Origin of the sequence: Candidatus Nitrospira allomarina (assembly GCF_032050975.1) — a bacterium.
In the GTDB taxonomy this organism is placed as follows: Bacteria; Nitrospirota; Nitrospiria; order Nitrospirales; family UBA8639; genus Nitrospira_E; species Nitrospira_E allomarina.
Genome location: NZ_CP116967.1, coordinates 4,241,771 through 4,255,450, shown reverse-complemented (window position 1 = coordinate 4,255,450; position 13,680 = coordinate 4,241,771). Strand labels below are relative to the sequence as shown.

General features: G+C 48.6%; 10 protein-coding genes and 1 tRNA gene. 5 read left to right on the top strand and 6 right to left on the bottom strand.

From position 1 onward, the window contains the following. Window positions 1–4: 4 nt before the first annotated feature. Entirely contained in the window at window positions 5–601 is a 597-nt protein-coding gene (locus tag PP769_RS18570) for a VOC family protein (protein WP_312643092.1), read from the top strand. 34 nt (window positions 602–635) lie between these two features. On the opposite strand, the gene PP769_RS18565 is transcribed toward PP769_RS18570, so the two are convergent. From PP769_RS18565 to PP769_RS18540, 6 genes are all read right to left on the bottom strand, one after another. Further along, complete coding sequence (locus PP769_RS18565) at window positions 636–1,025, bottom strand: hypothetical protein (RefSeq protein WP_312643091.1); 390 nt, start codon at window positions 1,023–1,025, stop codon at window positions 636–638. Window positions 1,026–1,037: 12 nt separating this feature from the next. Further along, on the bottom strand, window positions 1,038–1,895 hold the full coding sequence (locus tag PP769_RS18560; RefSeq protein WP_312643088.1) for a hypothetical protein: 858 nt from the start codon (window positions 1,893–1,895) through the stop codon (window positions 1,038–1,040). 340 nt (window positions 1,896–2,235) lie between these two features. Continuing rightward, the gene (locus PP769_RS18555; RefSeq protein WP_312643086.1) at window positions 2,236–3,414 is read right to left on the bottom strand and encodes an SGNH/GDSL hydrolase family protein; all 1,179 of its coding nucleotides are present in this window, start codon (window positions 3,412–3,414) and stop codon (window positions 2,236–2,238) included. A gap of 1,038 nt (window positions 3,415–4,452) precedes the next feature. Beyond that, the gene (locus PP769_RS18550) at window positions 4,453–5,682 is read right to left on the bottom strand and encodes a tetratricopeptide repeat protein (protein ID WP_312643084.1); all 1,230 of its coding nucleotides are present in this window, start codon (window positions 5,680–5,682) and stop codon (window positions 4,453–4,455) included. A gap of 318 nt (window positions 5,683–6,000) precedes the next feature. Then, window positions 6,001–7,020 (bottom strand): PA0069 family radical SAM protein, encoded by a 1,020-nt coding sequence (locus PP769_RS18545; RefSeq protein ID WP_312643082.1) that lies wholly within the window; start codon window positions 7,018–7,020, stop codon window positions 6,001–6,003. Window positions 7,021–7,554: 534 nt separating this feature from the next. Continuing rightward, entirely contained in the window at window positions 7,555–7,977 is a 423-nt protein-coding gene (locus PP769_RS18540; protein ID WP_312643079.1) for an STAS domain-containing protein, read from the bottom strand. 1,158 nt (window positions 7,978–9,135) lie between these two features. Between PP769_RS18540 and PP769_RS18535 the strand changes: the two genes are divergently transcribed. The 4 genes from PP769_RS18535 to PP769_RS18520 all read left to right on the top strand — a co-directional run bounded on the left by PP769_RS18535 (window position 9,136) and on the right by PP769_RS18520 (window position 13,470). Next, window positions 9,136–9,212, top strand: a tRNA-Arg gene (locus PP769_RS18535). 521 nt (window positions 9,213–9,733) lie between these two features. Then, window positions 9,734–10,396, top strand: a complete 663-nt coding sequence (locus tag PP769_RS18530) for a polysaccharide biosynthesis/export family protein (protein ID WP_312643077.1) — start codon at window positions 9,734–9,736, stop codon at window positions 10,394–10,396. Between the two features lie 30 nt (window positions 10,397–10,426). Next, window positions 10,427–11,044 (top strand): polysaccharide biosynthesis/export family protein, encoded by a 618-nt coding sequence (locus tag PP769_RS18525; protein ID WP_312643075.1) that lies wholly within the window; start codon window positions 10,427–10,429, stop codon window positions 11,042–11,044. A gap of 68 nt (window positions 11,045–11,112) precedes the next feature. Next, window positions 11,113–13,470, top strand: coding sequence for a polysaccharide biosynthesis tyrosine autokinase (locus PP769_RS18520; RefSeq protein ID WP_312643072.1), 2,358 nt, complete (start codon window positions 11,113–11,115; stop codon window positions 13,468–13,470). Window positions 13,471–13,680: the final 210 nt, after the last annotated feature.

Below are 13,680 nucleotides of genomic sequence, written 5' to 3'. Positions count from 1 at the left end.
AGTGATGAATCAGCGTTCCGAACTCGAACAGGTGATTACGCGATACATTCACGAATATGCTGCCAAAAACCATGCGGCGGCGATTGTCAAAGATGCGCTGGAGGAGATTGGCATCGGGCTGTTTCCGGTTGTGGATCATATCACCGTGCGCACGTCGTCGATTGATCCCCGGGCCGAGGAATTTCTGTTATTGGGGTATGCCTATTCTGAAACGTTGGAGTATGACGACTGGTGGGCCAAGGTCTACCGGGCACCCGGATGTCCCGCCTTATTTGTTGATCAGGCATATGCGGATGAACGGGGAAAGACGAGTATAATTCCCGGATGGGTCAAGCAATTCGGGGATCGCACCCTGCATCATATTGCCGTGCGCGTGGCGGAGATTGAAACCGGTATGGAACGGTTGACCGCCAAAGGGGTGAAGTTTGCCGGGCAGATTGTGGGGGAACGGGGAGGAGATCTTCGGCAGGTTTTTACTGTGCCTGAGCAAGTGAACGGGCACGCGTTTTCAGTTTTAGAATTGACCGAGCGTCATCGGGGGTTTCAAGGATTTTCTCCGCCGCAAGCCAATAGTCTCATGCAATCAACTGTGACCCGATGACGGCTGCATAAGAAGACGGGAAAGACCGGGTGACCTACACGTCGGCAGCTTCCAGGACAAGTTTGGCGTTTTTGGCAATGGCGCCCGGGTCTTTAGCCACGATAGCTGCAGCAAGGCCCACCGTGGCGGTAGCGACTTTGATCACTTCACCGACCTTTTCTAATTTTTTGATCGCCCGCTTGGCTTTGCCTACCGAACTTTTAATGCTTTGGGCATTGATCTCTGATTCTTCCAAAGCCAACCCCACGGCTTTTGTGGTCATGTCCGAAGAGGAGTTCAAAAGCGACCATTCCTCGTCTTCCAAATCACGCCGTTGTGTCGGGGTCAGATTATTCCAATTGGCAAACCGGTAATTTCCGAGGTTAATGCCGAGATCACGGAATTGTTTGGATAATTCAAAAGCGTCTTCAGCGCTCAAAGGCATCACAGTCCTCGCTTACAGTTTTTTAATGGTTTCCAGTAATGACCGAAGGTCTTTGACGGATTTCCCAACCTGTTGTAGGACCTCTTTCTTTGTCAAATTCTGACGTTGATCAAAAAGTCGTTGGTGTCCATCAGAAATTTCGTCCAAGACTTTCCCGTATATTTGGACGGCTTCAGATCGTTCGTGTACCTGGGACATTCTGAGGTCTTTCCATTCGGCTAACGCGGCTTTCCCTGCGGGATCCTGGGATTCCATGGTCAGAGTCATGTAATAATTTTGGATGGCGGCTTCTTCAGTTTGGAGATCTCCCCCAAATCCGTCTGACACGATGCGGTGTAAGGATTCGAGTACCTGTTGAATAGGTGTGTTGGCTTGTTCGATGAGGTTCTGAAGTTGATCTTGTCGCCATCGTTTTACCGCCACGGTGGTCACGATACCGGCTATTTTTTTAAACGCTTCTGCCTCTTGTGGACTCGCGGGTGCATGAGATTCTAAGGCAGTGGAGAGTTGCGCCAGTTCCTCGGTGTTATCAACCACTTCATCGGCCGCGAGACGCCCCAGGGATATCATGTATGTCTCAATAATTGATTGGCGGAGGAGCAAAGACGTTTTTTGCCTGGCACGATCTTGCGCCATGGCATCAAGATTGGCATGGCGACTTGGGGGTTGATAGCGTTTTTGCCGCTGGGGAAAATCCAGGTAGTCATCAACCAGGGTTGTGTACCGAGCCGATTCTGCGGACAGACTGGCAAAATCTTGAATGTCTTTGAGGTTTGTCGTGCAACCTTGCGTGAAGGCGAGCAGGACCATCACATTGAAAACAATTGTAATGGAACGCAAGCGGGAGAGCGAAGTGTAGCCTGTCATCATCCTTCCTGTAGTGGTTTGATCCGGAGAAGAAACTCCATAGGTAATCGGAAGATGTATGCGTTGATGGCCACCATAGGTGATTGGGAAAAAAGTGTCAAGAGAGATTCACCTTTCTCCTCAGGGCGAACATATGTTGGAGGGCTGGAGGCTTTAGAAGATGATCTTGATTATGTTTCGATCCGAATTTTTTGGGACAATCCCGTCATAAGCACAGTCGCAACCGACCCGCCGATAGGGGGCAGGGGGCAGGAGGTCTCTGGGAGTGATAGTGGGAATCGGTTTGGTAGTAACTTATTCACTGGGTTTCAGTGACAAGGTATCCTGAAACCTACTGATGTTTTTATAGTATGGAAGGATCCTGACATATCCGTTCAGATATCAATTGGGCAGCTAATTCGTGACCTTGTTCATTCCAATGCCCAGCCCCAAGTTTCGTATTCGGGAACCCGTGAAGATGCACGTGATGTTGGTTCGCATGCTGCTGAAAATCATACAGCAGATTGAGCACGGGAAAGCCTTCGGATTCCCCCAGTGCTCGAAGCCGTTGCTCCGGATAATCGAGTTTTTGGGTAGCAAGGCGCTCCTGCAACAACAGTCTCCCTTCCTGGTCGATTTGATCAGGGCTGGTAGCCGTGACCAGAAAAAATTTGGCTCCATGCTCAAGCACTTCCTGATGCATTAATTTCAGTATGGCTTCGGTAATGTCCCATGCCTCACGATGGATCGGTGTCTGGGGTGGGGCATAGACAAAGTCTGCCAGTCCTCCATGGCTAGAGCCCTGTTCCTGACTCTCCCCGATTTGTCGTGCCGCCAGCACCCGCTTGGCCTGGTTGAGTAATTCCAAGGTACGAAAGTGATGTACTCCCCAAAGAAGAAGTTGATATTTGAGAAGCGGCGGAGACCATTCCTGAAAATTGTACACCAGCTTCAATTCTCCCTGATCAAGATGAAAGTACGGACGAGGGATATACTCTGGTTCTCGCAGCTCCGCGCGGGGAAAATTGTCGATGAGATCATTTCCGCTGAAAAACATGGTAAGCACCAGGTCGGGGTCATAGTCCCAACCCCGTGAGCGTAGCGTGATTAATTCTTCAGCATTTCCATACCCTGGAACCCCAAAATTGATGATCTCCACATTGTTCGGGAGTAATCGTTCACATGACCGGAGCTGTTGTTCGACTTTTCTCCCGAAGGTGTCTTCCAGCATGACTTGCCTTGCCTCCGTATAGGAGTCTCCCAGGAGCAAAATCCGGTATGTGTTTTTTGGCTTTTGAAGTTGATGCTCGACATCCCGAAATCCTGCTGAGTTAATTTTGATGTAGGCGTTTCCCTCACCATGAAACCACCCTTCCATTCCCGGTTCAAGAACTCGTCCTCTTTCAGGGTCAAACCCGTGAAATACCGGATAGGATATGTCCAATAGACGAAGGCCGGCTTCCGCAATCAGGAAACCTCCAAAGACGCCTATCAGAATTAGCAGGCCAATTTTTGCGAAGTAATTGAAATTTTTATTGCTCACGGTAAGCCATCCTCCTCTATCACGTCATCGGCCTTCCTCATTTTTTCCTTGCAGCGGGAAACCATGCGCTGTACTTAATGGTAAGTCCTCCGGGTATTGACCACGGGCATATTCCAAAGTGCTTCTAACTCCCCGAAAAGCGTTACAACGGTTTTCGTTTTTGACGAATGGGAGAAAAAACATTTTTCATGACATGGCGGAGGATCGATTTTGACCAAAGCGACGACTTCCACTCCATTATCCGCCAGGGAACTGATTGACCTATTCATATTGCATTGGTGCGCAGAATCAAATTCTTTCAAGTGCCATCGGCGTCTTCGTCTACGGCAAATTTATCCTCTCCAGGTTTAGATCGGTTTTTTACACGTGCGGCTTAAATGAATGAATATTGAGTGATCCCTGTCTTTCACAAGCAATGGGAAGTGAATTTCTGAGAAATCTTGTAATTGAGCGAATGAAGAGGTTCCTCTGAAGTGATATTGAGTTTAAAAATATTGTCGTATGCTGGTGATCATATTTCCGCAGCAAATTGAGTAGTCCAGGACTTAGGATGTGGGCATTGAAAACGGAAGACGGGCCTATCCCTTATATAGCGAGTGTGGACAGTGAGGCTCTCCTGATTAAGCGTACGGACTCGAATTGGTTTCAAAGGGGCAGGTGGTGTCTCATGAAGGAGAGAGGACCGATGGAACGTGAGCCATGAATTTAAACGTGAAGGGGGGCAACTGGTTATTCAAGGGATCTTGATGCCGGGATGGCTTGGCGGCAGCCTGCGGGAGAAAGCGAATTTCCCAGTATGGGATGCTAATAGGCTCAAGCGAGTATCTGGCCTATAGGCCAGACAGAGGATTGCGACGGGATGATGGGTAGAGGGAATGCTCCTGTTCTAGCAGAGTTGGGCTTTGAGTCAGGAGAATGAGGACGTGTGGCCCGAGCTCCCGATGCGATCTGGGCCACAACATTATGAAGGTAGCCTACGCCAGGGTAGGAGCCCCTGAGGTGAAAACATGTCTTCCACGGATGTATTGAAATTAGCTCCTACGGAGAAGATGTCAGTGTAGGATTGTTTTTTTCGTGAATGGCATTGGCCCTCGTTTCCTGCGTGACGGCGTCCTCGGTTCGACCTATTTTTCGCAAGAGGGTGGCGTAATTTCTAAGCGCTCGTTCCACCCGAAAATGATCTTTTCCCATGGTCTGTTCAGTGAGAGTGATGGTCCGTTGAAACAAGGGATCGGCTTTATCATATTGTCCTGTGGTGACATACAGTACCGCTAAATTATTGAGAGGGCCGCTCAAGCTTGAATGTTCGGGCCCTTCTGCCTGTTCAATAATGGCAATGGCGCGTTGGATTAAAGGTATGGCGTGCCCAGGTTGGTCCTGTAGCCTGTGGATTTCTCCCAATTGATTGAGGATGATGGCAACCCGGGGATGGTCCTTGCCAAATCCCTCTTCGCTAATAGCCAGCATTCGTTCCAACACAGGGGTCGCTTGTGAAAATTGCTTGGCCGTACTATAGAGAAGCGCCAGATTGTTCAAGCTGCCGAGCAGATGGGGATTGGTGGGGCCAATTTGCTTCTCTTTGATGGCTAAAGCCCGGAGTAATAACGCCTCTGCCTGGGCATACTGTTCCTGAGCTCGATGGAGGAGTGCGAGATTATTGAGTGGTTCAATGAGTTCAGGTGCTTCCGGTCCTGTGGTCCTTTCCCGGCTGTCGAGAACCCGCTTCAGATAGGGTTCCGCCTGGGCATAGTGGGCTTGCCGCACAAACAGTGCTGCGAGATTTTCCAGGTCACGGATAACCTCGGGGTTATCAGAACCCAATGCTTGTTCCCGAACGGTTAAGGCTCGTTCGAATGAGGCTTGAGCCTGGTCGAACTTCTGTTGAGTGACATATAACGCACCAAGATTACTGAGGCTTGCTGCTAACTCGGCTGTCTGAGAATTTGGCCCTTTTTCATGAATAGCCACAGCTTTCAGAAGGAGGGCTTCAGCCTGTTCGGGTTCCCCTTTCGCATTGTGCAGAATCGCTAAATTGGTGATGGACTGGATGAGGCGAGGGTCCTGTCCTTCGAATTGTTCGGCCAGCTCAAGCGCAGCCTTCAGTTCCTGTTCAGCTTCCGGGAACTTTCCCTGTTCCATCATGGTCGTGCCTTGGTCGGTGTGGAGTTGCCAGGGCGTTTTGTCTTCGCTGCACCCGATGAGGGTCATGATGAGCAGGGTAAGGGACAGGTACCGAAAAATATGTGAGGGTCGAAAAGAAAGAGTCATGAGATAGGGTGTGTCCTTTGGTTCTGAATGAGCAAGAAGAATTGTCAGAGGTGGATTGTACTGAAGGACTCAGGGTCTTGCCAAACTGCGTGTTTCGGTTGAGTTATAAGGAAGGATCCTCTAAGGGGGGGGCTGTGTGAAAATTGAAATAGCATTCCTATGTAGTCCCAGATGCGGGGGATCTAAAGCCGTTTGAAAAAAATTGAGAGTTTTCAGAAAGGGTCCATCCAGCAAGGCCGCAGCTCCTTGGTTTGGCGGAACGCACGGAGGAGTGAATGAGCCAGGCCAAGGGGCAAGAACGCCGATGGAGGCATTTTTTCAGGACTCCCACAGAGAGAGTTGCGTGGGTCCTGGCCGTCGAAAAGTAGCAGAAATAGGTGTATCGGGAATGTCATGAAATCCATGTTTCTTCGAGGCCATGTCGAATAGTTGCTCAATGACATTCCATGTTTTCCCCTCGCCAACATGGCGTTTGAAAAACGTTCGATCCCCAACTTGTCCTCCTCGAACTTCTTTGAGGTGGGCGAGGATTTTCTGGATTCGATCGGGAAAATGATGCGTCATCCGTTCAATAAATACCTGTTCCACGTTATCGTTGAGACGCAGCAGGATGTAGGCAGCATGTTGGGCACCGGCATCGCTCGCGCGCGATAAAATCTGTGGAATGTCGTGTTCATTTAATCCCGGAATGACGGGGGCAATCGAGACCGCGGTTGAAATGCCGGCTTTGGACAACTGTTCTAAGGTCTCAAATCGTTTTGTAATTGAGGGGGCTTGCGGTTCAACTTTCCGGGCAATGTCATCTGAGGCAAACGGAATACTCAAAAAGACGCGCACCCATGCTTTGTTACGCAACTCTTGCAATACATCAATGTCTCGCACGATGAGGGCGGATTTGGAGATAAGTCCAACCGGATTATGAAATTCTGCACAGACTTGTAAACAGGATCTGGTCAGTTTGTAGGTGGCTTCCAGGGGTTGATATGGATCGGTATTGCCGGAAAACACAATCAATTCCCCTTGCCAGGATCGTTTGAGCAATGATTCCTGAAGTTTAGCAGGAGCATTGACTTTGACGACCAGCTTGGATTCGAAGTCCGTTCCGGATCCAAACCCCCAGTATTCGTGGGTGGGGCGGGCATAGCAATAGGCGCAGGCATGAAAGCACCCTCGGTAGGGATTCACGCTCCATCGAAAGGGGAGGTCGGGGCTGGTATTGTGGCTGAGGATAGTCTTCACCGTTTCTTCGAAGATGTCCGGGGTCACCGGTGCAGGCGGCTCCAGGCGCTCGCGGACTTCTGGAGAAAAGGGATTTTGTGGATTGGAGATCGGTTTCATGTCAATCTAAAGAATACGCTGGGTGCTCTTGTTCTAGAGGTAAAGAGGGTACCCTTTCACGTCTGCTGTGTACCATTTGAACATTCTAATAAAATATCAACATCCTATTAGGATTGTAGATGAAAGTCATTGCTCTTTAAAATAAGATTTGTTGCCCGCGTAGGTCAGTCGGGTAAAACAGCGTTTTCCGAAACACTCAAAGGGGATTGTCGAAGTGATTAAAAAAAAAGGCAAGACCCTTTTCACACCTCCATAAACCCGGATTACTCCCCTTATTCCACTTCACCCACGTTCATCCAACTTCACTCCCATTTGGCTCTCTTTTTAACACCTCACACTTGGTTCGTGGTGTTAAGAATCGTGAGAGGGGTACTTTTTCATAAAACTCAGGCCCATTCCCACCCAACGACCCTTTCAGGTGAAGCATGAGCGGAATTTCCTCATATCAAAATGGGAAGATTTCTGAAGATTGATCCCCTGAAACTGGACGAATGGATTAGACAGCAAACAAAAATGCCGATGCCCAGGAAGAAGTTAGGAAGAAACGGAATCGGGGGCAGGATGATGACTAATCGCTTCGGGAATGGACGAATAGATCGAAATGAGTTCGGTCAGATGGAGAGATTCCATTGTATTGCGAACCATGGGGGACGGGGCCACGATACTGAGACGCACCTTATTAATATGCAACGCGTGGTACCACGTAAAAAGGTTCCCTACTCCGCCCAGGTCCATGGTCGGCACTTTGGAAAGATTAAGGATGACGTGGCGGCAGGTTCCTTGTTGAGCCTCCTCAATAAATTCTTCAAGTCTCAGGGTTTGAAGGGAATCCAGGTGTCCGGAAAGAGTCAATACTCTAGTGGTAGGGTTGTTGGAACTATCGAAGTCCTGCATGAGAGGTTTATCGGCAACAAAGAGGAGAGAGTGAAGATTTCTTTTTGGAAAAAGACAAATCATGGATGGAAGGAGCGTGCCTATTTGATCCTGCCAAACTGGATGATTGCATCAAACAACAAACTGTCATGCCGATGCCTGAGATACGATCTTGACTATTTATGGTTAGTTAAATGACTACCAATTACCCATGAAATAACTTCGCTCCCTACGGACTCAATAGAGGCTATCGTGACGAACCCTGGCTGACCAAAGCGGGGGTGCAATATGTATCTTTGGCCAGGATGGAGACTGGAGCCCTTGATCTTCCCCTCCCAACGGTCCAACGAAGGGCGAAAGCCCTAGGGGTGTTTGTATCGGAGGCAATCCGTAAACAATCTCAAACTAAAGGAGGAAAGGTTTATGTGACTCACTAAACGAAAGGACGCGTGGTACGTGGAGTTTCGGTTAGTAAACGAAGATAAGGTTTTATCCTTTTCTCCTGATGGAGCATTAGTAAAGAATGAAACGGTGCAAGACAGGAAGCTTCGAAATGGAGAGTTGCCAAGTTTCCAAACCATTAACAACGATCATATGGTATTAAAGCATGGGTTGAGCCTTGCTGAACGGAGGTGACTGATTAACGTGCGTGTCGCGAAAACAGTCGGTAGGCCCTATCCCTAAAAATGAGCGTGATCGGGTTTTGTGTTAAAAGGAGTGGGCCAAACTCTATGAGCGGGCTGGTCCTCGCCTGAAACCCCTTCGTTTTCTTGCCTATCATTTGGGAATGCAGTTGAGGGAGATTCTCCATCTGACTTGGGAGCAGGTTGATCTCCAAAGTAGATCTCTCACCTTATTGTAGAGGGATATCAAAAACGGAGAGTCTTGCCTGATGCCGTTGACGGTCAATGTCCGACATGCTCTGACAGATTTATTTAAGGGGAAGAGTCTATAAACAACTAAGGTCTTTTTGTATAATGGGCAGAGCCTAGGTTCAATTAAAAGGCATTGAAATCTGCTTTGGGGGATGCCGGGATTCAGACTTTTCGAGTGCTATGACTCTCAGGAAAGCAGGGAGGTACGATCCCAGCTATGAAGGTTGTGGGTCACAAATCGGAGAAGATGTATAAGCGGTACAACAACGTAAACGAAAAGAATTTGCTGAAGACATCTGCGAAACTTAACACGCTATAACCCCTGCCAGTTTACCTTTCTTGCTGGAATCTGTAACATGTAGAGGATGCCCCCGTAGCTCAGTCGGATAGAGCAGCGGTTTCCTAAACCGCGGGCCGCACGTTCAATTCGTGTCGGGGGCACCAAATATTTTTACACTAGGCCCGTTCCTTCTTCAGCATTTTCCTGGCCACGTGTCTGCCTCACCCTTTCTCAGTTTTCCTTCCCGGTATTCTGACCTGAGAGCCTGATTTAATCACGCAGAAACAGTTCGCCTCCATCGAATACGATCTGAATCCACTTCTCCGTTGGGAGAAGTCCAGCCTACGTTTTATGCTTGGAGGTCCTCATGACCCCGATGGCGTTTTTTGTATTTTTTGAGGTCAGCCTCAATACATCATATGTCTGAATCACGCATATGAAAGATTTTCGATTATTATTTAATTTTCATCCTCTATCCACCGATTGATACTTTATTCAACTGTTTCTGTATCCGTTCCAATCCAGGCTGAGAAGCTGGTAGGAAGGCGTTGGCTTTGAATGATCGGTGGCAAGTTTCGTCTATGAATTTGGCCCATGATGTTGTAAAGGCCATCGCGTTGATGAAGCAGGCAAAGCTTATCTAACAAATGTGCTTGGGTATCTTTCACGGGGAATGAGGTGAGTTATGAGGCAGAGTGCGTATCGTAGGAGTATTCATGTCGTGTGTCTGGTATCCGGTTTGCTCAGCCTGAGTTTTTTCGGTTCGGCATTTGGTGATTCTAATGTGGGCGCCATGTCCCAAGAGGCCCAACGAGCCGAAAAACGGGCCTTAATTGTCATCGATGACTACATTATTGGGCCGGAAGACATTTTGGAAATCAGTGTCTGGCGCAATCCGGATCTGTCGAGAGAGGTGAGGGTTCGTCCCGATGGAAAAGTGTCCTTGCCCCTTATTGGAGATGTGAAGGCGGTGGGGCGTACGACTTCTGAACTTCGAGATGATATTACTCAGAAACTCAAGTCCTATAAGGAAAATCCGACAGTGGCCATCGTGGTTAAGGAAGTCAATAGTTATTACTTTTACGTACAAGGCGCAGTCGGCAAAATCGGGAAATTACCGTTGTTAAGCCGAACAACACTCATCCAGGCCATTACGTTAGCGGGAGGGATGGCACCAGATGCCGTACGGAGCCGGATTACAATTTTTCGGTTGGGAATGGATAGCGAGGCGCCGCAAAAATTGGTGGTCAGTTACGACGATATTATTTTGCGGGGAGCTGACAATGTTGAGTTAAAGCCCGGTGATACCATTGTCGTTCCTTCCGAGACCATGGTCCTGATTCCGTAATCACTCATTTTTTCGTTTGATTGAGGTCATATGAGGAACACCTTTCCATCTATAAAACGCAAGCTTTCTCTCATCCTAACCCTGATGGGGTTTTTACTCTGTTCCGGATGTCTGAAACCGGACGTGATTGTTTCCCCGGGGCACCCTGAAGAGGGCTTTGTCTTGGGCCCCGAAGATGTCATCGAAGTGATCGTATGGAAAAACCCCGACTTATCGAGGCAGGTCGTGATCCGGCCGGACGGAAAAATTTCGTTAGCCTTAATCGGTGATGTGGTAGCCAGTGGCTTGACTGCTGATCAAGTTGCCAAAAAAATTGCAGAAAAATTTAAGGCGGTAAAAGAAAATCCATCCGTATCGGTCAATGTGATCGAGGTCAATAGTTACTATGTGTTTGTGGTAGGAGAAGTGACAAAGCCAGGGAAATTGCCATTGAAATCCTATACGACGATTCTCCAGGCCCTGTCCTTAGCCGGTGGATTTACCCAATTCGCTTCCCGAAATAACATCATAGTCGTTCGGACGGAAAAAGATGAGAGGGGCCATGTCACAGAAACACGTATCCCGCTTCGATATTCAGATCTTATTTCGGAAGATGGGGGAGCGTATAACATCACCCTCAGGTCCGGGGATACGGTCATCGTCCCGTAAATCCAAAAAGCCGTTCATAAACCGGATTGGCCAGGTAGACCCTGGGCTCTCGCAATAGAAGGAATATCATGGGTTCCATGTCTGGTCCTACTGCAGCCTCTCACACCACAGATCCAGCTCTTGTCGTCCAAAAATATCTTAAAGATTTTTGGGATTTGGCTGTTCGACGAAAGTGGTTGATTCTGAGTTTCGTCATATTAGGGATAGTCATTGGCGGGACTCTCGCTTGGCTGAAAGTGGATATGTATCGATCGGAGACGGTCATTCTCATCGAACAACAAAAAATACCCGAAAAATATGTCTCGTCGGTGGTCGGAGGCAGTACCGCGGACCGAGTGTCCACCATGACACAACAGGTGTTAAGCCGAACCAGTTTACTGAAGATTATTGAAGAGTTTCATTTATACTCTGACGAAATTAAAGCCCGGGGGTATGAGGGGGTGATTGAGGCGTTACGAACAAACATTAAGATTGAAACAAAGGGCAGTGGTGGCCAAATCGAGGCCTTTAACATATCGTTTGCGCATCGTGATCCGAAGACGGCCATGAAAGTGACGGCCAGGTTAGCCTCTCAGTACATCGATGAAAATATCAGAATTCGCGAACAGTTTATTGAAGGGGCGATGGAGTTTTTAGACCAAGAACTTATCTCGGCGAAAGAAGCCCTAGATCAAAAAGAAAAAGCCTTGTCCGAATATAGGATGAAGTACGTTGGAGAGTTGCCTGCTCAGTTGGAGGCGAATTTCAGGACGCTCGATCGCCTACAGCTGGAAAAAACACGCATCCAGGAATCGATGAATTCGATCAACACCCGCTTGGATTTGTTAGAAAAGACCATTCTGGATTATGAGGCAAACCCCGGTATGGTTGCTAAAACAAAGGGATCTCTCCTTTCGGGGAAAACGGATCCTCTGAGCCAGCGACTATATGAGCTGAACCGCGAATTGGCGAAGTTGTCAAGTGAATACAAGGAATCCTATCCGGATATCATTTCTTTGAAAAAGCAAATTAAGGATGCCGAACAGGAACTGGCCAATCGACCCATGGTGCGTGGGGGGGGGCAGGTTCCATCCGATCCCTATCTGGCCGAGCTGCTGAACACCAAGAAGGAATTAAATTCGCAACTCCCTGCGTTGAAATCCCAGTTAGCCGAAGTTTCCAAAAACATGAAAAACTTGGAGAAGCGGCTTGAAGACACGCCTCATCATGAACAGGCATTGCTAGCCCTGGAACGGGACTACGACAATATCCAGAGGCACTATCAACGCCTGCATGAAAACCGTATCAATGCCAGAATTTCTGAAAATCTTGATAAACGACAAAAGGGAGAGAGATTTCGCATTTTAGATCCGGCCAATTTGCCGACCAAGCCTGAGGGAAAACCCCGTGAATTGATTGCGGCGGCCGGGTTTATCCTCGGAACCGGATTGGGGTTTGGACTCGCCTTTCTTTTGGATTTGTTATGGCCGACGTTCAGGCGTTCGGAAGAGGTGGAAATGTCGTTAGGGCTTGCCACTCTGGCTACCATTCCCAGTTTTAAAATGGCCTATGGGAAATCCATGAAGATGGTCGCAAATGAGTTGGAAGCTCAGAGTGGTGCCAATGGGAAGCACCTTGCCTTATCTCAGTGCGTCGATTCCCTCTTGACAAGCAAAGGTTCTGACACCGATACGGAAGGCCACGATGGTGGGGTCTCTGAAGACCGACCAAAAACCTCTCATGAAGCATTTCTCCCTCAGCTAAATTTAGTGGCCAAATGGCGTCCTCATTCCATTGTGGCTGAGCAGTACCGGGTCGCTGCGACTCGGCTGGATCTTCTGGATCCCGTTGCCTCCAACCAGGTGGTGTTAATTACGAGTGCCATGAAGGGAGAAGGGAAAACCAGCACATCTGCGAATATCGCCTATACCCTGGCAAGGGATTTGGATGAGCCGACACTGATTATTGATTGTGACTTTAAATGTCCGAATTTGCATAGGGTACTAGGTCTCAATCAGGCGCCGGGTGTTGCGGAATATTTTTCTGGGGCTCAAGGGTTGTTGGAGCCCTGTCTACAAAAAATTCCCGATTTGCCGTTGTGGTGCATGTCGGTGGGAGATGTCGGTCGGTATCCGGTTCCGCTTGCTAAGTTGCAAAATCTCTCTTCTATGTTGGAGATGATGACGTCTCGGTACCGGTTTATTATTCTTGACGGCCCACCTGTCTTGCCATTGGCGGATGTCAACGTCCTAAGCGGACTGGCCCATGTCGTGCTGGTGGTGGTTCGGTCCGGGGTCACACCCAAGGACGCGGTGCAGAAAGCGGTTGAAATGATCCAACATACAGGGCCTACAAGACTGGTGTTGACCGATGCCTGGACGCAAGGCGTGCCTTACTATGTGCGGCAAAGGTACATTATTCCTTACTCGTCGGCCAGCAAAAGCTAGAGGGAGCTTTTTGGAGAATGAACGTTCTACGACGGGTCGTATCCGGAATGCGAGAGATGAGGTGTGTGGACGGGTAGTGTTTATTTTGATCTCAATTCAAACTTCTGCTTATTCGTTTTCCAGAATGTTGATGGAAGCGCCGAGGCATATGCTAGATCATGAGGCTCGGACGCATACAGACGGAAAGATGTTGAACAGAGCGGGAACGTT

What these genes read in the sequence shown, in the direction of transcription:
- PP769_RS18570 (WP_312643092.1), top strand. Translation starts at nt 5, where the DNA reads ATGAATCAGCGTTCCGAACTCGAACAGGTGATTACGCGATACATTCAC.
- PP769_RS18540 (WP_312643079.1), bottom strand. Translation starts at nt 7,977, where the DNA reads ATGATTTGTCTTTTTCCAAAAAGAAATCTTCACTCTCTCCTCTTTGTT.
- PP769_RS18560 (WP_312643088.1), bottom strand. Translation starts at nt 1,895, where the DNA reads ATGATGACAGGCTACACTTCGCTCTCCCGCTTGCGTTCCATTACAATT.
- PP769_RS18550 (WP_312643084.1), bottom strand. Translation starts at nt 5,682, where the DNA reads ATGACTCTTTCTTTTCGACCCTCACATATTTTTCGGTACCTGTCCCTT.
- PP769_RS18565 (WP_312643091.1), bottom strand. Translation starts at nt 1,025, where the DNA reads ATGCCTTTGAGCGCTGAAGACGCTTTTGAATTATCCAAACAATTCCGT.
- PP769_RS18520 (WP_312643072.1), top strand. Translation starts at nt 11,113, where the DNA reads ATGGGTTCCATGTCTGGTCCTACTGCAGCCTCTCACACCACAGATCCA.
- PP769_RS18530 (WP_312643077.1), top strand. Translation starts at nt 9,734, where the DNA reads ATGAGGCAGAGTGCGTATCGTAGGAGTATTCATGTCGTGTGTCTGGTA.
- PP769_RS18545 (WP_312643082.1), bottom strand. Translation starts at nt 7,020, where the DNA reads ATGAAACCGATCTCCAATCCACAAAATCCCTTTTCTCCAGAAGTCCGC.
- PP769_RS18525 (WP_312643075.1), top strand. Translation starts at nt 10,427, where the DNA reads ATGAGGAACACCTTTCCATCTATAAAACGCAAGCTTTCTCTCATCCTA.